This window comes from Cupriavidus sp. FW305-F7 (genome assembly GCF_058782875.1).
On the sequence record NZ_JBYSYC010000033.1, the window covers coordinates 1 to 24,068 of the forward strand.

Annotated in this window: 22 protein-coding genes and 3 pseudogenes; 17 read left to right on the plus strand and 8 right to left on the minus strand. The window is 62.5% G+C overall.

Annotation, left to right across the window (positions count from 1 at the left end):
* Positions 1-72 precede the first annotated feature (72 nt).
* The 3 genes and pseudogenes from AC3WL8_RS26560 to pdxR form a co-directional block, all read right to left on the minus strand.
* Positions 73-804: pseudogene (locus AC3WL8_RS26560) on the minus strand (porin); the annotation flags it as partial.
* Positions 805-1,197: 393 nt separating this feature from the next.
* Positions 1,198-1,650 carry a hypothetical protein gene (locus AC3WL8_RS26565; protein ID WP_492379100.1) on the minus strand — a complete coding sequence of 151 codons (453 nt, stop codon included), beginning with the start codon at positions 1,648-1,650 and terminating at the stop codon, positions 1,198-1,200.
* A gap of 470 nt (positions 1,651-2,120) precedes the next feature.
* The gene (gene pdxR / locus AC3WL8_RS26570; RefSeq protein WP_492379101.1) at positions 2,121-3,638 is read right to left on the minus strand and encodes a MocR-like pyridoxine biosynthesis transcription factor PdxR; all 1,518 of its coding nucleotides are present in this window, start codon (positions 3,636-3,638) and stop codon (positions 2,121-2,123) included.
* Positions 3,639-3,824: 186 nt separating this feature from the next.
* Here pdxR and AC3WL8_RS26575 point away from each other — a divergent pair, with 186 nt between their 5' ends.
* From AC3WL8_RS26575 to AC3WL8_RS26590, 4 genes are all read left to right on the plus strand, one after another.
* Positions 3,825-4,577, plus strand: coding sequence for an SDR family oxidoreductase (locus tag AC3WL8_RS26575; protein WP_492379102.1), 753 nt, complete (start codon positions 3,825-3,827; stop codon positions 4,575-4,577).
* A gap of 4 nt (positions 4,578-4,581) precedes the next feature.
* Positions 4,582-4,986 carry a cupin domain-containing protein gene (locus AC3WL8_RS26580; RefSeq protein ID WP_013958767.1) on the plus strand — a complete coding sequence of 135 codons (405 nt, stop codon included), beginning with the start codon at positions 4,582-4,584 and terminating at the stop codon, positions 4,984-4,986.
* Positions 4,987-5,147: 161 nt separating this feature from the next.
* Entirely contained in the window at positions 5,148-5,378 is a 231-nt protein-coding gene (locus AC3WL8_RS26585; protein ID WP_492379103.1) for a hypothetical protein, read from the plus strand.
* Between the two features lie 87 nt (positions 5,379-5,465).
* Positions 5,466-6,017 (plus strand): IS4/Tn5 family transposase DNA-binding protein, encoded by a 552-nt coding sequence (locus AC3WL8_RS26590; protein WP_492379104.1) that lies wholly within the window; start codon positions 5,466-5,468, stop codon positions 6,015-6,017.
* Here AC3WL8_RS26590 and AC3WL8_RS26595 read toward each other — a convergent pair.
* From AC3WL8_RS26595 to AC3WL8_RS26605, 3 genes and pseudogenes are all read right to left on the minus strand, one after another.
* Positions 5,949-6,138 (minus strand): annotated as a pseudogene (locus AC3WL8_RS26595) (transposase); the annotation flags it as partial. The gene AC3WL8_RS26590 and the pseudogene AC3WL8_RS26595 sit on opposite strands and share 69 nt — an antisense overlap.
* The gene (locus AC3WL8_RS26600) at positions 6,139-7,104 is read right to left on the minus strand and encodes a Bug family tripartite tricarboxylate transporter substrate binding protein (RefSeq protein WP_492379105.1); all 966 of its coding nucleotides are present in this window, start codon (positions 7,102-7,104) and stop codon (positions 6,139-6,141) included.
* 420 nt (positions 7,105-7,524) lie between these two features.
* Entirely contained in the window at positions 7,525-8,445 is a 921-nt protein-coding gene (locus tag AC3WL8_RS26605; RefSeq protein WP_211983105.1) for a DMT family transporter, read from the minus strand.
* Positions 8,446-8,639: 194 nt separating this feature from the next.
* On the opposite strand from AC3WL8_RS26605, the gene AC3WL8_RS26610 reads away from it, so the two are divergent.
* From AC3WL8_RS26610 to AC3WL8_RS26670, 13 genes and pseudogenes are all read left to right on the plus strand, one after another.
* Positions 8,640-9,503, plus strand: a complete 864-nt coding sequence (locus AC3WL8_RS26610) for a LysR family transcriptional regulator (RefSeq protein ID WP_013958761.1) — start codon at positions 8,640-8,642, stop codon at positions 9,501-9,503.
* 447 nt (positions 9,504-9,950) lie between these two features.
* Positions 9,951-10,157 carry a UTRA domain-containing protein gene (locus AC3WL8_RS26615; protein WP_080569680.1) on the plus strand — a complete coding sequence of 69 codons (207 nt, stop codon included), beginning with the start codon at positions 9,951-9,953 and terminating at the stop codon, positions 10,155-10,157.
* Positions 10,158-10,406: 249 nt separating this feature from the next.
* The gene (locus AC3WL8_RS26620) at positions 10,407-11,591 is read left to right on the plus strand and encodes an iron-containing alcohol dehydrogenase (RefSeq protein ID WP_013958759.1); all 1,185 of its coding nucleotides are present in this window, start codon (positions 10,407-10,409) and stop codon (positions 11,589-11,591) included.
* A 33-nt stretch (positions 11,592-11,624) separates the two neighbouring features.
* Complete coding sequence (locus AC3WL8_RS26625) at positions 11,625-12,545, plus strand: LysR family transcriptional regulator (protein WP_492379106.1); 921 nt, start codon at positions 11,625-11,627, stop codon at positions 12,543-12,545.
* A gap of 851 nt (positions 12,546-13,396) precedes the next feature.
* Positions 13,397-14,287, plus strand: coding sequence for an MBL fold metallo-hydrolase (locus AC3WL8_RS26630; protein ID WP_492379107.1), 891 nt, complete (start codon positions 13,397-13,399; stop codon positions 14,285-14,287).
* A 119-nt stretch (positions 14,288-14,406) separates the two neighbouring features.
* Positions 14,407-15,321, plus strand: coding sequence for a LysR family transcriptional regulator (locus tag AC3WL8_RS26635; RefSeq protein ID WP_013958756.1), 915 nt, complete (start codon positions 14,407-14,409; stop codon positions 15,319-15,321).
* 227 nt (positions 15,322-15,548) lie between these two features.
* Positions 15,549-16,244 carry a 3-oxoacid CoA-transferase subunit A gene (locus AC3WL8_RS26640; RefSeq protein WP_153956501.1) on the plus strand — a complete coding sequence of 232 codons (696 nt, stop codon included), beginning with the start codon at positions 15,549-15,551 and terminating at the stop codon, positions 16,242-16,244.
* A 5-nt stretch (positions 16,245-16,249) separates the two neighbouring features.
* A complete protein-coding gene (locus AC3WL8_RS26645) occupies positions 16,250-16,912 on the plus strand; it encodes a 3-oxoacid CoA-transferase subunit B (protein WP_492379108.1) in 663 nt (220 codons plus the stop codon).
* 86 nt (positions 16,913-16,998) lie between these two features.
* Positions 16,999-18,285, plus strand: a complete 1,287-nt coding sequence (locus AC3WL8_RS26650) for an MFS transporter (protein ID WP_492379109.1) — start codon at positions 16,999-17,001, stop codon at positions 18,283-18,285.
* Positions 18,286-18,355: 70 nt separating this feature from the next.
* On the plus strand, positions 18,356-18,700 hold the full coding sequence (gene mmlI / locus AC3WL8_RS26655) for a 4-carboxymethyl-4-methylbutenolide mutase MmlI (protein WP_153957097.1): 345 nt from the start codon (positions 18,356-18,358) through the stop codon (positions 18,698-18,700).
* 89 nt (positions 18,701-18,789) lie between these two features.
* Positions 18,790-19,065, plus strand: a complete 276-nt coding sequence (gene catC, locus AC3WL8_RS26660; RefSeq protein WP_153957096.1) for a muconolactone Delta-isomerase — start codon at positions 18,790-18,792, stop codon at positions 19,063-19,065.
* A gap of 13 nt (positions 19,066-19,078) precedes the next feature.
* A pseudogene (locus AC3WL8_RS26665) lies at positions 19,079-19,307 on the plus strand (AMP-binding protein); the annotation flags it as partial.
* Positions 19,287-19,424: a hypothetical protein gene (locus AC3WL8_RS26670; protein WP_153957095.1), complete on the plus strand. Its 138-nt coding sequence runs from the start codon at positions 19,287-19,289 to the stop codon at positions 19,422-19,424. The pseudogene AC3WL8_RS26665 and the gene AC3WL8_RS26670, both read left to right, overlap by 21 nt.
* 348 nt (positions 19,425-19,772) lie before the next feature.
* On the opposite strand, the gene AC3WL8_RS26675 is transcribed toward AC3WL8_RS26670, so the two are convergent.
* Together AC3WL8_RS26675 and AC3WL8_RS26680 are read right to left on the minus strand one after the other, a co-directional pair.
* A complete protein-coding gene (locus AC3WL8_RS26675; RefSeq protein ID WP_492379110.1) occupies positions 19,773-22,895 on the minus strand; it encodes an efflux RND transporter permease subunit in 3,123 nt (1,040 codons plus the stop codon).
* Positions 22,892-24,007, minus strand: coding sequence for an efflux RND transporter periplasmic adaptor subunit (locus tag AC3WL8_RS26680; RefSeq protein ID WP_492379111.1), 1,116 nt, complete (start codon positions 24,005-24,007; stop codon positions 22,892-22,894). Before AC3WL8_RS26680 ends, AC3WL8_RS26675 begins: the two co-directional genes overlap by 4 nt.
* Positions 24,008-24,068 lie beyond the last annotated feature (61 nt).

Below are 24,068 nucleotides of genomic sequence, written 5' to 3' on the forward strand. Positions count from 1 at the left end.
CGGACAATCCGACGGGTAGCAAACTACGTGAGGCAACAGGTCAGCGCGAGTTGCAATTCTGATGAGTCAATGCGCCGCTCCAAAAGCATACGACGTACCAATCGCAGCACGCTTCGCGGCGAGGTCCGCGGAAGCCAGGGTGCTGCCCTGGAACTGGTCGTACGCGACGCCCACCGAGAATGGCCCGTTCGCGTAGGCCAAACCACCGCCAAAGTTGGTGCCGACCTTGAAGTGGCCCGGCACTTCGCCGCCGAGACCAGCGTTGACGTCACGGCCGAAGCTGTAGAAGCCGGTTGCCGTCAAGCCGCCGAACTTGCCGGTGTACTTGATGGCGTTGTCGGCGCGACCGTTAAATTGATTGTCGACCGAATTCAGCGAGTACATTGGGCCCGCCGCCATGGGGTCGTAGGCTCCGAACAGGTCATACAGCGAATTCTGCTGTCTGCCGAGCGTCACGGCACCGAAATTACCTTGCAGGCCAACATAGGCCTGGCGACCGAACAGCCGGCCACCCTGCGCGGATTTACCGCTATCGATATCGAAGCCGCTTTCCAGCACGAAGATACCCTTCAGGTTGCTGCCGAGGTCCTCGACCCCGCGCAGCCCCCAGCGCGAACCTGAGAGGCCGCCGGAAGTTACGCCAACGACCGAACCACTACCGTTGGCGCCACCATTGACGTGGTTTTGGAAACTGATACCGGCATCAGCGATGCCATAGAGCGTCACATTGGACGACGATTGGGCAAAGGCAGAGCCGGACATGGCGCACGCTGCGGCTGCCACTGCGAAGAGAGCTTTTTTCACTGTCAATTCCAGGTATTTGGCGGAGGGTCCAGCCGGTGGCGTCACGGCTTGCATGCGAGCCGAAAACCACCCACCGACGCGGCCGCCAGATAGTGCGACAGGAATGTGACAGTAATGAGTCAACAATTATGCAGAGATTCGCACAATCATTTCAAAAGGAAGAACAATATGTGCACGTCCGGCAGCTAAACTCCATCGCCGGGGCGCGCCGATATCTCTCTGACGTGAGTGACAGATTTTTGACGAATTTGTGTCGGTCTGCCCCAATCCTGTCCCCCGATTTCCCGGTTATGAACGCTTGGCAGTTGCATGACCGACGAGACCGTGGGGCATGCCGGGGCACGATTGCGCCTGACCGTCGATGAAGACCGACGGCCCTGCCACCGACCCGCGTCAACCGGGTTCCAGGACCAAGTCACCGGACCAAGTCACCGTACCGACTCGGCCGATCACGGCAGCCTGTTTTACGCATACACCGAAGCGTTCAAAGAAGGCGGTATCACGGCGCTCGCGCGATACAAAGCCATACCTGCCATGTTGGCCCTTGCCTTGCGAGACCTCGATCAATGCTCGCATCAGACGCTGCTCGCAAACCAGGCTTGTCAGTGCTGCCCCCTCTCTGAGCATCCACGCACCGAGGTCTTGCAGTGAAAGATTGAGCATCCTTGCGGCATGCGCCCGACTCCAAGGCGCATTCGGTTCTCCAAAGACTGCCCGCGCAAGTTTCAAGGTAAGGGGTTTCGCCGGATCGTGCACCCAGTTGCGCGGCGAGTGATCACCGGTCTCCTCCCGCAAGGGACGCCTCGAAGCCATGACGTCAAAATGTATGGCGTCACTGGCTGCCATGAGGCTACGTCAATCGTGCGAGGCAACTGAGATCGATAGCCGACCCGATCGCGGCGCGCCCTTACGCACCCCTGCAACGTTGGCCGCCTGCGCCGCCGCTTGCCCAAGCCAAGGCATGCGCTTCCGGGCCCAGGCATGCATCCCCAAAGCGTTCAATGTCAACAACAAAGTGTCGTTTAAACGATAATCAAGAAATAGCGGGATCTTTAAGCGTCCGCAAGCCAAATTAAACGCCGAGATGCCCTCCCGGGCCAGCGGCGCGGTGGAGATACGCCTCCCGAAGGGCATCTGCGTGGCTCCTGTGGGGCAATACGCTGGCGCGGTCCGAATTCAGACGGGTACCCGCACTGGCGCCCAGCGCTCGTGCAACTGGGGAATGCAGACGGGATGGCGAGCGTGCTCAGCGACGCGCAGTTCGCGCCGACGCCCGGCAGCGCGGTGTCGGTGCGCTTCTTCAGCTCGGCGCTGGCCTAGCCGTCGAGGCATCCGTGCAACGTTCGCGCGAGACGAGACGCTTCCCTCGCATCGGTGACGTTCGCGAAGCCCAATACCAGGCCGCGTGGGGTGCGCCGCGTGCGTGCGTTCGCGTACCAGATCGACAGCGGCAGCACCGCGAGCCCCGCGTCGCGTGCGCGCGAGGCAAAGGCCACGTCGTCGACGGGACCATCGGGGCCTTCGGCAAACTGGACCGCGAACTGGATTCCGCCGTGCGGCAAGGCGACAATCATGCGCTCCCCGAACGCCTGGTCCAGCGCATGCGCAATCAGCATGCGTCGCTGTCCGTACAACGCACGCATCCGCTTCACGTGCCGCGCAAAATGCCCCTGTTCGATGAAGTCCGCCACGGCCGCCTGCAATAGCATCGGAGAGCCGGCATTCATGCTGCACGCCACGCGCCCGACGCGTTCGACAGCGCGCTCCGGCACCACGGCATACGCCAGCCGCAGCCCGGGAAACATCACCTTGCTGAACGTGCCGCAATAAATCACGCGATCGTGCTTGTCGAGGCTTTTCAAAGCCGGCAGTGGCCGGCCCACATATCGAAATTCGCTGTCGTAGTCGTCTTCGATGATCCAGCGAGACCCTTTCGACGCCCAATCCAGCAGCGCCATGCGCCGGGCGAGCGACAACGTGTGCCCGAGCGGGGCCTGATGCGATGGGGTAACCAGTGCAAAACGCGCCTGCCGGTCCAGCGCGATGCCGCGCTCGACATCGATGCCTTCGCTATCGATTGGCACCGGTACCAGTTGAACGCCGGCTTCGGCCAGAAAGCTGCGCGCGAGCAGATAGCCGGGGTCTTCGAACCACATGCGGTCGCTGGGGCTCGCGAGACTGCGCAACAAGAGTTCCAGCGTCGCGCGGTAGCCAGCGGTAATGAATACCTGTTCCGGCAGGCACGCGACGCCCCGCGACAAGCCAAGATAGGTGGCAATGTGTTCGCGCAGCGCCCGATAACCAACCGGGTCCGGGTAGGCGAGCATCGCGCGTTGACCGCTGCGCGCGCAACGCGAAACGAGCCGGTTCCAAAGCTTGCGCGGGAACGCGTCCAGTGCCGGCAGCCCGGGTTGCAACGCCTTCGGCTCCCCGCTCATCGCCACCGCGATTGCCAGCTGACGCGGCGCCGGCTGCCGACTGCGCGATGCATCAGACACCGCGGACGCGCCCCCCTCCCTCGCACGCATGTGCTCCCGATCCTGTCCACTTGCAGAACGCGTCACCGCCGCCGGTAGCGAGGCGGATACGAACGTCCCGGCCGCACCACGCATCTGCAGGTAGCCCTCATCGACAAGGATGGTATAGGCCATTTCGACCGTACCCCGGGCCGTATTCAATTGCGTGGCGAGCCCCCGAAGCGCGGGCACCCGATCGCCGGGACGCAGGTGCCCGGCCGCGATCGCTGTCCTGAACCGCTCGCAAATCTGCAGATAGATCGGCAAGCGGTTCTGGCGATCGATTTCGATGGCCAATGGGGAAGTCAGTGCGGTCATGATGAGTTCGGGCAATGTCGGCAGAAAGGACTTGGCCTAGTCATTTCGACAATTCTTGGCCCTTATCCCTGGGGCATGATTGTTTCACAATGGTCTCACACGATGCGACAGGGACAGGCACCTACATGCGATGCCGCCCGACCAGCCGCACCGCGCATTTCACTACTCTCATCTGGAGAATCTGCCATGAAGATCGTTGTAATCGGTGGTTCCGGCCTGATCGGCTCCCAACTTGTCGCGCTGCTCACCAATGCTGGCCATGCGGCGGTCGCGGCGTCTCCGCGTACCGGCGTGAACAGCGTGACGGGCGAAGGATTGGATCTGGCGCTCAAGGACGCAGACGTCGTTGTGGATGTGGCGAACGCACCATCCTGGGAGCCACAGGCGGTACTCGATTTCTTCCGCACCTCCGCGCGCAATCTCGGAAAGGCCGAAGTGGCCGCGGGCGTGCGCCATCATGTCGCGCTATCAATCGTCGGCACCGACCGCATGCCGGGGAATGCATATTTCACGGCCAAGGTCGCCCAGGAAGAGGCGATCGAAGCTGCCGGCGTGCCGTACACGATCGTGCGCGCCACCCAGTTTATGGAGTTTCTCGGCGGTATCGCGGACTTTGGCACGGACGGCACCACCGTGCGCATCGGCGATGGGCTGTTTCAGCCGATCGCTTCGCAAGACGTCGCGGCATTCCTTGCGCAAGTCGCACTGGAAGCACCGCGGAACGGCACCATCGAGATTGCCGGCCCGGACCGCGCCCCGTTCGCGGAGATCGTTGCGCGCTATCTGAAGTCGACAGGCGACGCCCGCTCGGTCGTGACGGACCGCGACGCCCTGTACTATGGCGGCCACGTCGAAGAACTGTCGCTCGTACCGCTCGGCGACGCGCGGATCGGTCGCATCAGCCTCGGCCAGTGGCTCTCGCAAGCCAATGTGGAGTAATGCCATGAAAGCAATCGTGTCATTTGTGGCGGCGCTGATGCTGTCGTGCCTGATGGCGGCGCAGCCTGCGGTGGCCGCACCGGAAGCGAAAGTCACGCCGCTGCGGACGGAACCGTTGCCTGAGTATCCGGGCAAGGAAGTTCAGATGATCATCGTGGAATATCCGCCCGGCTCGGTCGACCCTGTGCATCGACATGATGCACACGCCTTTGTCTATGTGCTCGAGGGGAGCATTGTCATGGCGGTCAAGGGTGGCAAAGAGGTGACACTCAAGGCCGGGGATACCTTCCACGAAGGCACCAATGACATCCATACCGTCGGGCGCAATGCCAGTTCCACACAGCCGGCCAGGTTTGTTGTGTTCCTGATCAAGAATAAGGGAGCACCGATTCTGACTCCCGTGAAGTGAGACAGCTGGTCCACCGCTGCTCGGCGCGCTGCATCTGATCCTGAAGGAAGTGTTCGGCCTGGCGGCCGCACGCCTGCGCGCGCGGGCCCGAGTGGGCGGCGCAGGCCGATGTCCTGGCCGGTGCCTCGGCCCACTGGCTGCGCCACACCGCCGGCTCGCACATGACCGACCGGCAGGTGGATTTGCGCTATGTCAGGGATAATTTTGGGCATTCGTCGATTTCGACGAGCGTGTACCTGCGCAGCGAGGAGGATGCTCGGCACGAAGCCGGAGCGGCATCGGAACCGCTGGGCCAGCAAGACGTAAGGTGCGACCCGCGGCTTATTCACGGGCTTCAGCTAATGAACGCCGCCTCACTCCACAGTGACAACCGCCCCAGATCGACGGGCTAGAGCGAATCGGCTTGCGCGCCGGCAGACCGCCAAGTGCAGCACTCTCCAAGGTCCCTCCAGTTCAGTCGGACTCTCCATCTCAGCGAAGTGCCTTCCCAAAATGACCCCTTCCACGGCGCAACACTCGCTGGCAGGCAGGCGCTACCCCCTACCTGCGTCGCACTTGCACCGACTGGATCGCGCCAATTCGAGGGGCAGGATCTTGGCGATCCGAGGCGGGACCGGCGGGCGAAGGAATTGCTCAAGCGGTTTGCGGCCAAGCCGACGGCCAGCATACCAGGCGCATGCGATGGATGGTCGGAGACCATTGCGGCGTATCGATTTCTGGGTTACGAAGAGATCGAGTGGACAGACGTGATGCTGCCTCATTGGGAGCGCACTGCGGTCAGGGCAGGCCAATTCCCGGTGGTGTTGTGCATCGCCGGTACGACCGAGCTCGCTGGTGCGCGTCCGCACCGAGATCGCGGCGTACGCCGATACGGTCGGGGCAATGCGCGAGCACATGGCTTCGGCCAACCACCAGCAGCCCGGCTCGGCGGCATCGACTCGGAGCCAACTGTTGCCGTGGCTCCCCGTGTTGTGAGCGGCGACCGTAACGAAATCATTCTCCAGCGTCGGCTGGCCTATCTTTGCACGTAGCGCCTTCACGTCCACGGGCGACTCGACCGCAGTCTTGATTTTGCCGCCCGCCGAACGCGGCTGCTGCATGCTCCGCCAACTGCTGCTTCCACTCCGTGATCTGGCTCGGGTGCACGTCATACTAGTCGACGGTGGCGCCGGCCGCCTTGACGATTGCCGACCAGCGCGGCAACTCGTCACGAATTAGCGCCTCGAACTGCGGGGCGCCGGACGGAAACGGTTGACATCCCTGGCGTGCAAGGGTGTCACGCACATCTGGACTGTCAAGTACCTTACTCAATGCGGCCTGCAGGCGGGACACCACGGCGGGTGGCGTTCCAGCGGGCGCGAAGAGTCCATACCAAGGCGTGGCGCCAAAGCCGCGGAGCGTCTCTCCCACAGTCGGCACCTCCGGCATGGAGGCCAGGCGCTTCTCGTTGGTCACCGCAAGCACCTTCAGTTTGCCTGCTCGAATGAAGGAAAGTGCGGATGGAAGGCTCTGCACCGACAAGGGCACCTGACCGCCCACGACATCCGCCACGGCAGCGGAGGCGCCTTTGTAAGGAATGTGGACGAGCCGGATGCCGGCGCTGTGCTGTAGCATTTCACCGATCAGATGATTGAGGGTGCCGTTGCCTGCCGACGCATACATGATCGTGTCCGGCTTCGCGCGCGCCGCGTCAACCAGTTCCTTGACATTGTTCGGCCCGAACGAAGGATTGGCGACGAGTACATACCCCGCGGTCGCAACGCTGCCCACCGGCGCGAAATCTCGTACGGGGTCAAAGCCCGTGCGTTTGTAGAGAGCAGGATTGATGACATGGGCGCTACTAACGGTGAACAACAGCGTGTAGCCATCGGCGGCCGACTTACCCACGTAGGCCGTGCCGATGTTGCCGCCGGCGCCCGGCCGGTTCTCGACGACGAACTGCCGCCCGAATTGTCCGGACAGCTTTTGGGTGACGATGCGGGCGATGGCATCGTTGGCTCCGCCTGGTGACTGGGGAACCACCACGGTCACCGGCTTAGACGGATATGATTCCTGCGCAACCGCTGCCGTTGCCACACTGAACGCAAGGAAGGTTTGCAAGAGTTGTCTGACTGCCATTTTTTTGTCTCCTTTCATGGAAATGGTCACCGGTTGTACCGTCATACGGCATACCTGAACGCCTTCTTTGATGGTGACTGACTGGCAGGCTGTCGCAAAACAGCATTTCGCGATTCCACCATCGCGAATTCAGATGGCTAGCTTGTACGTCAGATGCCATCGGCCGGAAACTGCGCTACTGAATTCGCGATTGAACACATCGGGCACGACGGCCAGTACAGCTAGCCTTCGCCGGCCCAGACGTAGGTCATGCCCGCAGCAGGCGGCATGAAGTTGCATTGAGCCGGCTTGGCGCGCTCGGCCGCGTCCTATCCCCATACCGCGCCACCAGAGCAACTCTTCGCGGCATCGAAATTGGCTTTGAACTGCCTTCTGGTGCCGGGAGCGATGAGACCAAGACTGCTTCCGTGCCTTCCCGCCTCACGTTTGAGCGGCCCTGGCTCTGGTCGGAATGCCCACGAGTCCCGAGGCGAAGACCACACCCAGGATGACCGCCACCGCTCCGACCAGTTGCCATGCGTTGGGAGGTACACCCAGCACGGTCGAGACCAGCATCGTGAAGACCGGGGCGAGATTGAAGAAGATCGAGGTCCGTGCCGCGCCGATCTGGTGGATGCCGCGGAACCACAGCAGGTAGGCCAGCAACGATCCACCAACGGCGAGGTACAGCACGGCGGCATGGATGTTGCCGGGTGTTGCGGCAATGCTCGCCAGCGGACGCTCGAACATGAAGCCGAGGACGATCAGGCCGATGGTGCCGAACAGCATCGAGAACGTGGTGTTTTCCAGTGGCGTGGCCTGCTTGACGAAGCGCCGGGTGCCCACCATGTTGGCGGCCCACGCGAGACTGCCGGCGAGGATGATCGCATCGCCCCGCGCCACCTTGAGCGCGAGCAGCATCTGTACATCGCCGCGCGTGATGACCAACCCCACGCCGAGTAGCCCAAAGAACAAGCCGATGGCGCGCCCGGTATCGATGCGCTCGCGCTCGAAGACCACGGCAAGAAGCATGGTCCACAGCGGCGTAGTGGCGAGAATCAGCGCTCCATTGATCGGCGTGGTCGTTTGCAGGCCAAAGAAGGTGGCGAGATTGAAGGCGGTAAAGCCAAGCAGCCCGAGGCCCACGTATGCCCACAAGTTTTCGCGCAGCACGCTGAGCCGAAGCTTGCCTTGCAGCCCGAAGATCAACAACAGCAGGGTCGTCGAGATCAGGAAGCGCTCGATCGATGCGCTGATTGGCGTCATATGCCGGATGATCAATGCGCCGGCGTTGAAGTTGGTACCCCAGAAGAAGGTCGAAACAATGATGCCGACGTAGGCGAGGCTGTCTGGCTTGCGCATGGCTGACTCCTTGTCTTTGCGTGCGCCATGCAGGCCTCGGGCCGGTCTGGGCAAACATGGTGGACGATGGCCGGCGGCAAGGCGGAGGAACCGCTTGGCAATTCCCGCCCCGCGACGGCATGGGTGCCATTTTGCGAGTTTTCTAACTTGTGTAGAATTCCCCATTTATTCACATCATCTGTGAAAAATTAACCATGTTCGACTGGGAGGATCTTCGCCATTTCAGCGTCTTTGCGCAGGAAGGCTCACTGTCCGGCGCGGCGCGGCGGCTTAAGGTGGACCACGCCACGGTGGCCCGGCGCATCTCGGCGCTGGAGGCAGCGCTTTGCCTCAAGCTGGTTGACCGGCGTCCGCGTGCCTATCTGCTGACCGGCGAAGGCGAACGCGTAGCCGCGCTGGGCGCCCGCATGGAGCAGGAATCGTTCGCGGTGGAGCGTACGGCGGCGGCCGGGCAGACCGGCGTCAGCGGCGATGTCACGATCAGTGCGCCGCCTTCGATGGCCGCGGCGGTGATCGCGCCCCAGCTAGGCCGCTTGCGCGAACAGCATCCGGCTCTGCGCATCTGCCTGACGGGGACCACGCACATGGCCTCGCTGTCGCGGCGCGAGGCCGATCTGGCCGTACGGCTGACTCGACCCAGCGAAGGCGATCTGGTGGTGCGCAAGCTTGGTGTCGTCGTGTTTTCACTCTATAGCTCCGCCAGCTACCTGAGTGCCACCACGCCATCCGACTATGGCTTTATCGCCTACGACGACAGCATGGAGGGCTCGCCCCAGCAGAATTGGCTGAAGCAGCAGGCGGGAACCCGGCCGATCGTGATGGTCAGCAACGAACTGGAAATCCAGGCCGCGGCGGCACGCGCGGGTGTCGGCATCGCCGCGCTGCCGTACTTCCTGGGCGACCGGGACGATGGTCTCCAGCGCGTGAGGAGCAAGGGCAAGCGCTTCGAACGCGAGATCTGGCTCGCCGTGCACGCTGACATCCGACGTGCGCCGCGGATCCAGGCTGTCATGCAGTTCCTGGGATCATGCTTCACGGAGAACGCCAGCCTGGCGTAGCGACGGCCGCCAAGATGTTCAATCAACATGGCGCCCAAGAGGGCGTGGACAGCCCGGCTATCGGCGTGTCTGCGTTCCCAGTGGAGACTTCCTTGGCATTGCGCGTGATGTCGTTAGATAGGAGCGCCCCCGCGCGCGCTTTCGTAAGCGACGCATGCGACTTCGCTGGGCTTACCGTCGCCACGAATCCGCCCAGGCCCGCACGATCCTGATTTTGCATTCGCACACGATCGACGAACTGCCACTCGCCAGTCCCCCCGGAGGAGTTTTCGAACTCGTGATCACCCACATGACTGGCCATGGGCCTCCGCAGCCAGTAGCTGACTTCGCGCACCGCAATGCAATAGGTCCCAGTAGCGAGTCGGATGGGCATGCAGACCCACCCTCACCATCATCCTCAGTCAGTCCACCACATTGGTCAGTGCAATCATCGAGAGCTAGCGCGGCATGGCAATCGATGAAATCCGACAGATCGTCACTGCCGTGGTGATCTCAGAGCCTTTGGCCGATAGGCTTGGCGTAGCAGCTAGATCAGCCGGTCTGCACCTGGTTCGTCACTATAAACGGGCCGGCAAGATTCTCGAGATTTCGGGCACTATTTATCCGGCGGATCGCGTATCCGTGGCGTTCCAACTCAAGCGAAACATAGTTTGATGGCTGCGCTCGACTCAATCATGGAAGCGTCCGCTGCCGGTGCGTGCATTTGCCCATGGGATGCGAACCCGACATCGTGTCCTCGAGACCCGAAGACGCAACAGCCTGATCGTCGGCGGACATGTCGGTCGAATGCCACGCGCCGTGCCATCGCCATCGGCGATGGCAGGCTCTCGATTCACTGATTTCCTGGCGGCGGTTCCGGCGCCATCATCTGGCTACCTTCCCTACCCTTCACGAGGATGCCAGATGGAAAACACCGAGCCCAAGCGCTACCGCTTTACCGGACATGAGCGGGTCATCCACAATGTTTCGGCCATCGAGGCCTTACCTGACGTCTTGACGCTGTTCGGATACCATCGCGTCTTTGTTGTGTGTTCCCGCTCAATCCGGACAAAGACCGCATTTATCGACCGGTTGCAGGCGCGGCTTGGGGAGATGATCGTCGGGCTGACCGACGAAGTGGGCGAGCATTCTCCGCTGTCCAACGTCCTGCGGGCTGCCAGGCAAGCGCGCGACGCCCGTGCGGATGTCATTGTCTCCGTCGGTGGCGGCTCGGTCATGGACATGTGTAAGGCGATGCAGTTGTGCATCTCGGAGAATGCCTACGACCGCGATAGCCTGCTCAAGCTGCAGTTCGTCGTGTCAGCGGACGGCACTGAGATGCTGACGACATCGCAGGCGCCTGCTGCCATCCGCCAGATCGCGATCCCGACGACACTGGCTACGTCGGAATGGACCCCGGTCAGCACGCCGATCGACGACGAAACCCGGCTGAAAGCCCGTTTCGTGGTGCCCGACGGATCGCCCGTGGCCGTCCTCTATGACCCGGACCTGTTGCACCAGACACCGGTGCGGCTGTTGTGGTCTACCGGTATTCGCGGCCTGGACCACGCCATCAACACGGCCTGCTCGTCGTCGCCGCATCCCTTTACGAGCCTGCTGGCCGAGCGAGCCATCGCGCTGTACGTGCAAAACCTGCCAAAGCTCGGCGACGCGAGCGCGACCGAAGCCTTCACGCAGTGCCAGTTGGCCACCTGGTACACCGGCATGGGCCAGATGTCCGTGCCGCACGGCTTCAGCCACTGGATGGTCCATATCATCGGTCCCTATGGTGGCATTGCGCACAGCGATGCGGCATGTGTGCTGATGCTCGCCCAGTCCAAATGGCTCGAGGGTTGGATCAAGCCGCAGCACGAGCGCCTGGCCGCCGCCATCGGCCAGCCAGGCATGCCGTTTCATGCCATCCTTCACAACTTGCTGGTTCGCCTGGGCATGCCAACCACGCTGGACGATCTGGGCCTGACGCGGGCACAAGTCGATGCCATGATCGGGCCTGCGCTCGAGCATCCGATGGTGACGCGCAACAACGTCAGGCCAATCACGACCGAAGCCGACCTGCGCGCTATCCTGGAACTTGCGTGGCGCGCATAATGCCAGCTATCTGTCGCCCGGTCCGCTGACGTCATGAAGATAGACCCCGTTTCGCTGCGGCTATTCCTTGCAGTTTCCGAACTCGGTACGATCGCGGCCGCCGCGGAACGGGAGCATATCGCCGCCTCAGCAGTCAGCAAGCGCATCAGCGATCTAGAGGATACCTTGCGCACACAATTGCTCGAACGCAGCAACAAGGGCATCGTGCCGACGCCGGCCGGCATCGCCCTGCAGAACCTGTCGCGCGGCATCGTCAACGACCTCGAGAATATCGCCACGATGATGCAGGACTACGCCACCGGCACCCGCGGCCTGGTTCGCATCTATGCCAACGTCTCCTCGATCGCCCAGTTCCTGCCCGCGGATCTGCATGGCTTCATTGAGAAGTACCCTGACGTACAACTGCAGCTCGAGGAGCGCATCAGCACCGCGATCCTGAGGGGCGTCGCAGAGAACGCGGCAGACATCGGCTGCTTCGCGGACCTCGGCACGTCGCCGAAAGGCGTGATCACGCTGCCGTATCGCGAGGACGACCTCGTCGTGGTAGTGTCGCGGCGTCATGCGCTAGCCTCGCGCAAGAAGCTGACCACAACAGAGGTACTCGATCACTACCTGATCGGACTGCAAACCGGCAGCTACATCAATATGCAATTGCTGCGCTTTGCCAGCGAGAACGGCGTCCCAGTGAAATTCCGCATGCAGGTCAACAGCTACGATGCCGTCTGCCTGATGGTGGAAGCTGATATGGGAATCGGCATCTTGCCCATCAGCCTGGCCCGGCGCTATGCCAAGACACTGGCCATTCGCGTAATCGCATTCGATGCGCCCTGGGCGCATCGCAAGTTGAACCTTTGCATACGGTCCTATGAGGGCTTGCCCGTCGCGGCACGGCAACTCGTCGATCACCTGTGCCCGTCAGCGCGAGCCATTGTCGGTGCGTCGGGTAGTGAGTGAAGTCGGTAGAAAGACCCGGAAGGTCGGCGCGCAGCAGAGCCTCACAATTCCGACCAGCCATGCAGGTTCTGTGGGCCGATCATCTACGCCTTGCTCGCTTCCACCAGCTGGTTTCAAAGCGCGCGCCTTCTCGAGGTGGCGATAACCCAGCATCATGGATGTAGGCTGCTGTTGGCGATTAATTGCATTTTCTAAACATCCGGTCTGCTATTCATCTTGTCGCTCAAATTCCCGGCTGCAATCGCATTGCTGCGGATGTGGGACAAGCGCCAACAAGGGTACCAGGCGATGCGCACGCCTAGCCGTGACTCCAGTTCCGCGATACGCTTCGAATTCACGTTCGGATGTCGTTGCGTAGGCCTGGTGCGCTCTTCGGCTTCGCTTCATTGGGTGCCATTGACCCGCCAGGGACTGCGCGAGGCCGACTTCAACTTGCGCGAAGCCGTACCGCCGTTCGCGGCCGGCCTTTGCGGATAGAGTCCGCGCGAACCAGGCGGGAATGCGCCCTGGCCGTCCCCGCCGTCAAGAATACCTTGTAGGTATGGAAGAAGACCTAATCGGTCTTGGACACGAGAAGGATCGCCTGCACATACTCCGAGGCCAAGTATGCCTGCAGCGAACGGGCAGGAACGGCTCACGACAGATCCAGCAGGGTCCGGGCTTTCGGATGCCGCGCCGGTAGGCGCATTATGGCAGCGGGTCCGCTCTATAAACCTGCTTGAAAGCCCTCTTTCAGAACGCAAAATTGGCGCAAAGCCGGATATCGCCGATCCTTTGCGCCTGGCGCCGGGATGGCTATGCCGTATGAGCCACGAACGGGGCTCGCCATCCATATCTGGGAGACAAGGCACATGATGCAATCACGCACCCTTGGTGACATAAAAATCACCCGAATTCTCGAGTACGCTGGGCCGACGCATGATCCGGCCTTTCTCTTTCCGGACCTCGACCGGTCCGTGCTCGATGCGAATGTGGACCTGATGGCGCCACACCACTGGATCCCGCACATGAACAAGCTGATTGTGACGATCCAGTTCTGGATCGTGCATGCGGGCGACAACGTCGTCGTCGTCGATACCGGCGTGGGCAACTTCAAGCCCCGCGCCGGTATTGCGCGCATGCACATGCTCAACACGCTGGTGCGTGAATGGATGATTGCGGCCGGCGCCGCACCGGAGCAGGTCACCCATGTGGTGATGACGCATCTGCATGCCGACCACGTCGGCTGGAATACCACCTGGCAGGACGGCCGCTGGGCGCCGACCTTCCCCAATGCGCGCTACTACATCCCCAAGGACGACTTTGTTTTCTGCGACGCGGGGCGCAACAAGGAGCCCGGCGTGGTGGACGTGTTTGGCGAGGCGTTTTTCGACAGCGTGATGCCGGTCGTCAAGGAAGGCCTGGCGGAGATGATCGTGCCAGGGCAAGAAATCGCCGGGTGCCTGCAGGTAGAACCGGCTGCGGGACACAGCCCGGGACAGGTAGCCTTCCGCGTGCGCTCGCGGGGCGAGGAGGCGGTGTTCTGCGGCGACATCCTGCACAGTCCGTTGCAGATCGTGCGCCCGGATGTAAACTCCGGCTACTGCATCCGTCCCGACCTGGCGCGCACCGCCCGGCTGGCCTTGCTCAATCAGGCCGCCGACAGCGAAGCGCTGGTCTTGCCGGTGCATTTCGGCCAGCCCCACTGCGGCTACATCAGGCGAGAGGGCCAGGGTTTCCTCTTTGAGCCCGCCACCTGGTAACGGCCCGCGGGCGGCCGTGCCGCGGCACGGCTTGACGCTGCCCGTCTCGGCCGACCGCTTCCCCGCCGCTGTTGCGCCCTGCCATGGCGGCTCTAACATCTCGCCGCGAGATCCGCAGCATGGCCGTCCCCTTCGACATCACCGATTTCCGCCTTTTCGTCAATGTCGCGGAAACGCACAGCCTGACCCGGGGCGCCGAGCGTTCGTTTCTCTCGGTCCCGGCGGTCAGCAACCGCATCAAGAACCTAGAGGATACGCTGGGGGTCCGCCTGCTGGAGCGCTCGCCCCAGGGCGTAACGTTGACGGCCGCCGGCGACGTCTATCTCCAGCATGCGCGCGTGGTGCTTGCAGAACTGGAACGGCTCACCGGCAATCTCCAGCCTTTCACGGCGGGCCTGAGCGGACAGCTCAAGCTGGTGGCCAATACCACGGCTATCACTGAGTACCTGCCGCCAGTTATCGGCGACTATCTCGCGACCCACCCCGACGTACGCATCGACGTGCGCGAGCGGCTCAGCGACGACATTGTCCGCCTCGTGCGCGAAGGCGGTGCCGACCTGGGCATCATCTCCGGCAATGTGCCCACCGCCGGGCTGCAGGCTGTGCCCTTCGTCAAGAGCGGGCTGATCCTGGTCGCTCCGCTGGGGCATCCCTTGCTGGCAGAGGAAGAGGTCTGGTTCGAGCAAGCGCTGGAATATGCCTTTGTCGCCCTGCTCGAAGGCAGCGCGTTCCAGGTATTCATGACGCGCGCTGCAGGCGCCTTGCACAAGCCCATGACCATCCGCGTCCATGTGGCCAGCTACGATGCCATCTGCCGCATGGTGGCCGCCAACGCAGGCATTGCCATCATGCCTAAGGCCGCGTTCGCCCGCCTCAAAGGCAACCAGCCCATCGGAGCCTGCAATCTGCGCGATGACTGGGCCGTTCGCACCTTCCAGGTCTGCGCGCGCGACATTGAAGGCTTGTCCAGCTTCGCAAGGGAGTTTGCGAACCGGCTGATCGGCCGCTACGCCCCCGGTGGTGATGGCTCGTAGAGCCGTGCACGTTCTGCCCTCTTACCCTTTCTCCGATTCACCTTGCTGCATCGAATGAGCAATGTTGTCGCTCTCAATGAGAGAGCGACGAGCGCTGGTCTCATCACTCAATGAGACCGCGGTCACCCCCGAATTAACCCAGCGCTAAGGGCGCTTGCAAAAGGCAAAATTGAGCGCCCACAGGCTGCGTGGCAATCTAGCTTCGCCAGACAACAATCGAGCGAAACATGATCGACAAGCTTTACACAACGGCGCGCGATGCCATGGACGACGTCCAAGACGGTGCCACGATCGCGATCGGGGGCTTCGGTGGCGCCGGCATGCCTGACGAACTGATTGACGCCCTGATCGAACAGGGCGCCAAGGAACTGACAGTGGTCAGCAACAACGCCGGCAATGGCGACACCGGGCTGGCGGCGCTGCTCAAGACCCGCCGGGTGCGCAAGCTGCTGTGCTCCTTCCCGCGCCAACGCGATGCGTACGTATTTGAAGAACTTTACCGCGCCGGCCAGATCGAACTGGAAGTCGTGCCGCAAGGCACCCTGGCGGAGCGCCTGCGTGCCGCGGGCAGCGGCATCGGCGCCTTCTACACCCCCACCGGCTACGGCACGCTGCTGGCGCAGGGCAAGGAGACTCGCCAAATCGACGGTCGCGGCTACGTTCTCGAACACCCCCTCCATGTCGATGTCGCGCTAATCAACGCTGCGGCGGCCGACCGCTGGGGCAATCTCATCTATAACAAGACCGCGCGCAACTTCGCGCCCGTCATGGCGATGGCGGCAAGCCAGACGATCGCCGCCGTGGCTCGCGTCTGCGAACTGGGCGAGCTTGACCCCGAGGACGTCGTGACGCCTGGAATCTTCGTCAACCGCGTGGTGCTGCGCGGCGCCGTAGCACAAGCTGAAGCCATGCTGGCAGGGTGAGCGTAATGGATCACGTGGCAAGAAGCCTGCTGGCCGCGCGCGTGGCGCGCGACATCCCGAACGGGTCCTATGTGAACCTCGGTATTGGTTTGCCCACCCTGGTGGCCAACCACCTGCCCCGATACCGGGAAGTCATCCTGCACAGCGAGAACGGTGTGCTCGGCCAATGGTCGGCTGCCGAACCCGGGCAGGAGGACTGGGACCTGATCAACGCGGGAAAGGAGGCGATTCGCCTCGAAAAGGGCGCCGCATTCTTCCACCACGCCGACGCGTTCGGGATGATGCGCGGCGGCCATCTCGACATCTGCGTGCTTGGCGCATTTCAGGTATCGGAGCGCGGCGACCTGGCCAACTGGCACACCGGCGCGCCGGATGCCATTCCCGCCGTGGGCGGCGCGATGGACCTAGCCATCGGGGCCAAGCGCGTGTTCGTCATGATGGACCATCTGACCAAGGACGGGACGAGCAAGCTGCGCCGCGAGTGCAGCTATCCGTTGACAGGTCTCGCCTGCGTGAGCCGCGTGTACACCGAACTCGGCACCTTCGCCATCGGCCCACACGGCGTTTCGGTCATCGAGATTGTCGGCGACATGTCGCCGCAATCGCTTCAGTCCCTCACTGACGTGGAGCTCGAGTTCACCTCCATGGTGATCGGCCAATACGCCTAGCCTCTCACATCCCACTGCCGTCCTGGCGCAGATCCAGCGAGCGTTGGCAAAGCACACACAATATTCGACAGACAAAGGAGACAGGTATGCTTGATTGGTACAAGAATGGGACACCCCAGCAGAAAAAGACGTTCTGGGCCTGCTATTCGGGCTGGGCGCTGGACTCGTTCGACATGCAGATGTTCAGTTTCCTGCTGCCCGCCCTGACGATTGCGTGGGGGCTGACCAAGCCGGAAGTTGGCGTGCTCGGCACCGTGGCATTGATCGTCACGGCCATCGGTGGCTGGGGCGCCGGCATCCTCAGCGACCGATACGGCCGCGCCCGCATCCTGGTGCTGGCCATCATCTGGTTCACGTTGTTCGGCGTGCTTGCGGGCTTCGCCCAGACGTATAACCAGCTGCTGATCGCTCGCACACTGCAAGGCCTCGGCTTTGGCGGTGAATGGGCGGTGGGCGCGGCGCTGATGGCCGAGGTGATCGATGCCAAGCATCGCGGCAAGGCTATGGGCTATGTGCAATCGGGCTTTGCCCTGGGCTGGGCGCTATCAGTCGTCGTGGCCACCCTACTGCTGGCGTGGCTGCCCTCGGAAATGGCGTGGCGCGTAGCGTTCTGGAGCGGCATCATTCCGGCCTCGATCGTGCTGTTCATCCGGCGCCATATCAAGGACGCGCCGATGTTCGAGCGCGCCCGGCGGAGCTGCGCACCGCGCGCTTCGCTGGCCTCGGTGTTCAACCGCAAGTACGCACGTTCACTGATCCTGTCGAGCGTGCTGGTGATCGGGCTGCAGGCAGGCTGCTACGCCATCCTGATCTGGCTGCCTTCCTTGCTCAGCCAGCGGGAGGTCGCTGCCGCATCGAAAATCGTCACAGTCTTCATCATGGCCTTCGGCTCGTTCTGCGGTTTCGCAGTGGCGGCCGATCTTTGCGATCGAATCGGTCGGCGGCCCACGCTGATTCTGCTATCGGTCTGCGCATGGATCGTTACGGTCAGCTATATGCTGCTGCCGCTGAACTCCACCCTCACCGCCATCCTGGGCTTCCTGGTCGGCTTCTCGGCGATTGGCATGTTCGCTGCCCTGGGGCCCTTCCTCAGCGAACTGTTTCCCACCCATGTGCGCACCACGTGTATGGGTTTTGCCTACAACGTGGGCAAGTCGGTAGGCGCAGGATCCGTCGTCGGTGTCGGCGTGCTGTCTACCCACATCGGCTTGGCCAATGCCATGGGCGCATTCTGCCTGGTTGCCTATACTTTCGCGGTGTTCGGCATCCTGCTACTGCCGGAGACGCGCGGCATTGCCATCGAGAACATCGGGGAAGAAGACAATCACTATGAGGCCGGAGCGCTGGAACACTCGGTGCGGGCGCAAACCTGAAGTACGGCGCTATCGCAGTAGAAAACTGCAGAACCAAGATACCAACCTATTCAGAGACAGGGGACCCAACATGATTCGCATGCTGTACCTGCTGGTCAAGCCAGAGGGCATGTCCGACGATACCTTCCGCGCGGAATGCCTGCGCCACGATGAAATGTCGCGCGAAGTGCCGGGCCTGCACAAGTATGAAGTCCGTCTTGTCGCCGAGCAGCCAACCGACACCCATGTACCCTTCTTCGACATCGGGCACGTCGATGCCATTGGCGAATGCTGGTTCGAGAACGAAGCGGCTTACGAAAGCTATCTTGCGTCCGACATCCGCAAGGAATGGTTCGAGCATGGGAAGACCTTCATCGGCCAGCTCAAACCCTTCCGTACCGCGCCGGTTTCCGGCGACGACAACGTCGCTGGCTGAGCGCCGATCCGACGGAAAGCGCCACCACAGCAGGCCTGTTCGGGGACCGGCCTGGCCTCGCCACAACAGTCGACAGACAAGGAGACACCATGCTTTACTGTGTTCAAATGGACGTAAAGATTCCTGAATCCCTCCCGGCAGACCGGGTCGACACCCTCAAGGCAGCAGAGAAAGCCCGTGCCATCGAGATCCAGAAAGCGGGCAAGTGGCCGCACCTCTGGCGCATCGTTGGGCGCTATTCCAACGTCAGCGTTTTTGATGTCGAGAGCAACGACGAATTGCACGAATTGCTCTCATCGCTTCCGCTGTTTCCCTATATGACGATCCAGGTAACGCCGCTGGCGAAGCATCCGTCTGCCATCTGAACGCCGCGCTTCTTACCACTGTTTCAGAATGGTAGTGGCCGTAATGGCGCGCGCGTCCACAGGTGCGTATATGGTCTTCCCGGGCGAGGCGTTCGACCTCGTTGCAACCATGTCGGCGGTGCGCGAGGAACGCTGCACGGCCCTGCACGACGTGCCGACGATGTTCATCGCCCCAGGTCGATCACCCGGAAGTTGATTTCTCTTGCCTGCGAATCTGCGTCATGGCGCATTACAAAATCCCGCCCTACATCTGCTTCGTCGCCGAGATGCCGATGACCATCACGGGATGGGTGCAGAAGTTCGTCATGCGCGAGGCGATGTCGAGGGAACTCAGTCTCACCGAGAATGGGACCGCCTGACCAAAGGCCGCGTCAACCATTGAGCATTGGCAGGATAACGCCGGCGTATACATCTAGCGATCTGCAGGTAGAGAACGGCGCGTCGCCTACGCTCCTGGCGTGGGCGCGGCTACACGCAGTTGAGATAACCGTAGATGTATATCTTGCGCAGTACCGCTCTGTCATGAACAGACATTCCGGCACAGAGAAAAACCCGCCTGCCCTAAGGTATGGAGACACGGAGGTAGAAATGGGCAGGCGGGGGTGACAAAAAAAAGCTGCTGCTCCTATCCGGCTACGGCGTGGGCGCGATGCAAATGAATTGAAACCAGCGGCAATGTGGCGGGCACATACCCTTGCAGATCACCATTACTCGGGCACCAGTTCTGCGGCGGGCTGCGCGGTCTCGTGCCGATCGCGCTGCGCATCGGCCGCGTTGCCGGGCCGGATCCTGAACCAGATGGAGTACATGGCCGGCAGGAACACCAGGGTCAAGATCGTCCCCGCAAACGTCCCGCCGATGAGCGTGTAAGCGAGTGCCCCCCAGAACACCGAATGGGTCAGCGGGATGAAAGCCAGGATGGCGGCCAATGCGGTGAGAATCACAGGACGCGCACGCTGGACGGTGGCTTCCACGACGGCCCTGAACGGATCCAACCCTTCCTCCTTGTTGTGCTGAATCTGCCCGATCAGGATCAACGTGTTGCGCATCAAGATGCCCGACAGGGCGATCAAGCCGACCAACGCGTTGATGCCGAATGGCTGCCCAAACAGAATCAAGGTCGGCACCACGCCAATCAAGCCGAGTGGGCTGGTCAGGAAAACCATCACCATCGCCGGGATGGACCGCACCTGAAAGATGAGGATCAGCAGGGTCACCGCCAGCATGATCGGGAACAGCGGTAGCATGGCTTTCGTCGCCTTGCCCGACTCTTCAATGGAGCCCGCTTGCTCAATACGATATCCGCTCGGCAGTTTCTCGATGATGGGCTGAAGCTGCTTGCTGATCGCCGTCGACACGTCGGGCGGCTGCAGCCCATCGGCAATATCGCCGCGCACCGTGATGGTCGGCATGCGGTCGCGCCTGCGCATGATGGGCTCTTCCATGCGCACATCGATCTTTCCCACCTGTGAGAGCGGAATGCGTTGCCCGTTGGCGCCTGCCAGCGTGAAGTCGCCAATCTTGGCGGGGTCGAGTCGAACGTCGCCAGCCGAGCGGGCCGTCACCTGCACGGTACGGATGTCCTCGCGCACGGCCGTCACCGGAATGCCGTTGAGCAGGAATTGCAGTTGTTGCGCGACGGCGCTGGAGCCCAACCCCACGGCCTGCAAACGATCCTGTTGCAAGGTGAAGTGCAGCGTGGGTACACGCATGCCCCAGTCGGTATTGACGGTGCGCATCATCGGGCTTGCGTCCATCACCTGCTGGACATCGGCCGCGATGCGGCGCAACGTCTGCGCATCCGGTCCGCTCACGCGGTAAGCAACTGGGAACGGCGAATATGGACCGAACACGAGTTGCGTGACCCGCACGCGCGCCTCGGGGGCAAGACCGTCGGCAATGGCCTGGCGCAGGCGCTGCTTCAACGCGTCGCGCTCTTCCTGGCTATCCGTACGGATCACGATCTTGGCGAACGACGGATCGGGCAGTTCCGGCCCCATCGCCAGATAGAAGCGCGGCGCGCCCTGGCCAACGTAAGCCGTCACGATTCTGGCTTCCTTCTGTTTGGCCAGCCACCCTTCCAGCTTGGCCGTGGCGGCGCTGGTCTGGTTGATCGACGCGCCATAGGGCATCTGCACTTCGACCAGCACTTCGGGTCGATCCGAAATCGGGAAAAACTGTTTCTTGACCACCGCCATGCCGAGAATAGCCAAGGCGAAGAGCCCCACCACCGAGCCAGCGACCAGCCATTTGCGCGCAATCACGCGCCCGAGCAGCGCACGGAAGCGGTTGTAGCGCGGGGTGTCGTAAATCGCATCGTGGCCGCCTTCGACCTTCTTGAAGTCGGGCAGCATCTTCACGCCCAGGTAAGGCGTGAACACCACCGCGACAACCCACGACGCGATCAGCGCAATGCCGACAATCCAAAACATGTTGCTGGTGTATTCACCCGCGGTGGAGCGGGCAAAGCCGTTGGGCATGAAGCCGACGGCGGTCACCAGCGTGCCCGACAGCATGGGCGCGGCGGTGTGGCTCCACGCATAGGCCGAAGCGGCCGCGCGGCTGTAGCCCTCTTCCATCTTCACCACCATCATTTCGATGGCGATGATGGCGTCGTCCACCAGCAGACCCAGCGCCAGAATCAAGGACCCCAGCGTGATGCGGTCGAAGTTCTTGCCCGTTGCGGCCATCACCACGAAGACCACCGCCAGTGTCAGCGGAACGGCTGCGGCCACCACCAAGCCCGCGCGCCACCCCATGCTGACGAAGCTCACCAGCATGACAACCAGCAGCGCGGCGAAGAACTTGAGCATGAACTCGTCGACGGCCGAACTGATGTTGACTGCCTGGTCCGTCACCTTGGTCAGGCTCATGCCGAGCGGCATGTCGGCATTGACGGCGCCGACCTCCTTGTCGAGCGCCTTGCCCAGATCCAGACCGTTCCAGCCTTCGCGCATGACGATGCCCAGCAGCAAGGCAGGCTGCCCACCATTGCGCACCATGAGCGTGGCCGGGTCTTCATAGCCGCGTTTGACCGTGGCAATGTCCGACAGCTTCAACGTGCGGCCCTGCGACACAACCGGCGTATCACGAATCTTCTGTAGCTCGTCGAACGCACCGTCCAGACGGATGAAGACCTGTGGACCTTTCGTTTCTACCGAGCCGGCCGCCGTCAGGGCATTCTGGCTGTTGAGCGCGGCAAACACCTCTTGCGGACTCAAACCAAGGGTTGCGAGGCGCTCATGCGAAAACTCGACATAGATGCGCTCCGACTGCTCGCCGATAATGTTGACCTTCTTGACGCCGGGCACGTGCAGCAACCGCTGGCGCAGTGTCTCCGCGTCGCGCACGAGCACGCGTTGCGGCTCGCCCTGTGCCTTGAGCGCAAACAGCGCAAAGGTCACGTCTGCATATTCGTCATTGACCATCGGCCCGATCACGCCGGGCGGAAGGTTGGCCACCTCATCGCTGACTTTCTTGCGCGCTTGATAGAACTCCTCCTGGACTTCCGACGGCGGCGTGCTGTCGAGCAAGGTCAACGTTGTGAAGGCCAGGCCAGGCCGGGTGTAGGTCTCCGTGCGGTCATACCAGCGCAGCTCCTGCATGCGCTTTTCGATCTTCTCGGCCACCTGGTCCTGCATTTCCTGCGCGGTGGCGCCAGGCCACGCGGTGATGATGGTCATCACCTTGACCGTAAATGCCGGGTCTTCCGCGCGGCCCAGCTTGACGAAGGAAATGAGTCCCGCCAGAGAGATCAGGCAGATGAGGAACAGAGTGACGGCGCGCTCGCGCACGGCGAGTGCCGATAGGTTGAAACGAACTTGGCTCACGGGCGCACCCCCGCGATGGCAGTGCTGGCGCCCTGGCCTGCCACACGGACTTGCTGGCCTTCACGCAGCAGTTGTGCGCCAAGCGCGACAATCCGGTCCCCTTGCTTGACTTGGCCGGCAACCCGTGCCCCCTCGTCGCCGAGGCGCACGATGGTGACGGATCGCCACGACACCTTGGCCGGATCCCCCTGGATGACCCACACGCCGGGGCCCTTGCCCGCATCGAACACGGCGCCCAGCGGCACCTGCAGATCGCCTTGCGCGATGGCAAGCCGATCGGGAATCTGGATCGTCACGGTGGCGCCCAGCGGCGCATTGGCCAGTTCCCCATCCAGCACAAAGCGTGCTTCGAAGGTGCGGGTAAGCCGATCGGCGGCATCTGACAGCTGCCGCAGCTTGGCAGGTACGCGCGCGCTTTCCCCACCGAAAAGCGTGGCCTGTGCGAGAGAGCCGATCGCTGGCCGCAACGTTTCCGGCAACTGGACCACCGCCTCACGGCGGCCAGCGTGGGCCAGGCGCACAACCGCCTGCCCCGCGTTGACGACCTGACCGGGCTCGGCCAGCGTTTCCATGACCACGCCTTCGCCATCGGCAACAAGCTCGGCGTAACGGCTGGCGTTACGCGCAACATCGGCCTGCGCTTCTGCCGCGCTCAACTGGGCTTTGGCCGCGTCCGCCGCGGCCTTGGCCTGGTCATAGGCCGAGGCAGAAATCGCGCCCGTTCCGCGCAGATCACGGTAGCGGGCTTCGTCTTCCGCCGTCTGTTGCGCACGTGCCCGTGCAGCGGTCACGGCTTCTTGCTGCGCATGCGCGGCGAGCTTCAGATCGACAGGGTCGATGCGCATGAGCGGCTGGCCGCGCTTGACGCTTTGGCCCGCGTCCACAAGCCGCTCCAGCACCTTGCCGGGCACGCGGAAGCCGAGGTCGCTCTGCACCCTGGCAGCGACGACCCCAGTGAATGAACGCGATGCGGAAGCGACTGGCTGGACGAACGCGGCCCGCACCAAGGGCGCCTCGGTGCGCGGATCGGCAGGGGCCTTTTCGCCGCAAGCGCTCAATGCGAGCGGCAACGCACAAATAACGGTAGAGGTAACAAAGCGACGCGAAAGCATGAAAGCCCCATCGACAGGATAATCTGGGCTTTCATTCTGGTTCTCGTGACCATTTTAGTCA

Excerpts from the sequence above, each read along its gene's own strand:
- AC3WL8_RS26575 (WP_492379102.1), top strand. The coding sequence starts at position 3,825 with ATGAAGATCGTTGTAATCGGTGGTTCCGGCCTGATCGGCTCCCAACTT.
- AC3WL8_RS26565 (WP_492379100.1), bottom strand. The coding sequence starts at position 1,650 with ATGGCAGCCAGTGACGCCATACATTTTGACGTCATGGCTTCGAGGCGT.
- AC3WL8_RS26605 (WP_211983105.1), bottom strand. The coding sequence starts at position 8,445 with ATGCGCAAGCCAGACAGCCTCGCCTACGTCGGCATCATTGTTTCGACC.
- AC3WL8_RS26635 (WP_013958756.1), top strand. The coding sequence starts at position 14,407 with ATGGCCGTCCCCTTCGACATCACCGATTTCCGCCTTTTCGTCAATGTC.
- AC3WL8_RS26585 (WP_492379103.1), top strand. The coding sequence starts at position 5,148 with ATGACCGACCGGCAGGTGGATTTGCGCTATGTCAGGGATAATTTTGGG.
- AC3WL8_RS26620 (WP_013958759.1), top strand. The coding sequence starts at position 10,407 with ATGGAAAACACCGAGCCCAAGCGCTACCGCTTTACCGGACATGAGCGG.
- AC3WL8_RS26580 (WP_013958767.1), top strand. The coding sequence starts at position 4,582 with ATGAAAGCAATCGTGTCATTTGTGGCGGCGCTGATGCTGTCGTGCCTG.
- AC3WL8_RS26630 (WP_492379107.1), top strand. The coding sequence starts at position 13,397 with ATGATGCAATCACGCACCCTTGGTGACATAAAAATCACCCGAATTCTC.
- pdxR (WP_492379101.1), bottom strand. The coding sequence starts at position 3,638 with ATGACCGCACTGACTTCCCCATTGGCCATCGAAATCGATCGCCAGAAC.
- AC3WL8_RS26645 (WP_492379108.1), top strand. The coding sequence starts at position 16,250 with ATGGATCACGTGGCAAGAAGCCTGCTGGCCGCGCGCGTGGCGCGCGAC.
- AC3WL8_RS26615 (WP_080569680.1), top strand. The coding sequence starts at position 9,951 with ATGGCAATCGATGAAATCCGACAGATCGTCACTGCCGTGGTGATCTCA.
- AC3WL8_RS26670 (WP_153957095.1), top strand. The coding sequence starts at position 19,287 with ATGGCGCATTACAAAATCCCGCCCTACATCTGCTTCGTCGCCGAGATG.
- AC3WL8_RS26640 (WP_153956501.1), top strand. The coding sequence starts at position 15,549 with ATGATCGACAAGCTTTACACAACGGCGCGCGATGCCATGGACGACGTC.
- mmlI (WP_153957097.1), top strand. The coding sequence starts at position 18,356 with ATGATTCGCATGCTGTACCTGCTGGTCAAGCCAGAGGGCATGTCCGAC.
- AC3WL8_RS26650 (WP_492379109.1), top strand. The coding sequence starts at position 16,999 with ATGCTTGATTGGTACAAGAATGGGACACCCCAGCAGAAAAAGACGTTC.
- catC (WP_153957096.1), top strand. The coding sequence starts at position 18,790 with ATGCTTTACTGTGTTCAAATGGACGTAAAGATTCCTGAATCCCTCCCG.
- AC3WL8_RS26680 (WP_492379111.1), bottom strand. The coding sequence starts at position 24,007 with ATGCTTTCGCGTCGCTTTGTTACCTCTACCGTTATTTGTGCGTTGCCG.
- AC3WL8_RS26610 (WP_013958761.1), top strand. The coding sequence starts at position 8,640 with ATGTTCGACTGGGAGGATCTTCGCCATTTCAGCGTCTTTGCGCAGGAA.
- AC3WL8_RS26625 (WP_492379106.1), top strand. The coding sequence starts at position 11,625 with ATGAAGATAGACCCCGTTTCGCTGCGGCTATTCCTTGCAGTTTCCGAA.
- AC3WL8_RS26600 (WP_492379105.1), bottom strand. The coding sequence starts at position 7,104 with ATGGCAGTCAGACAACTCTTGCAAACCTTCCTTGCGTTCAGTGTGGCA.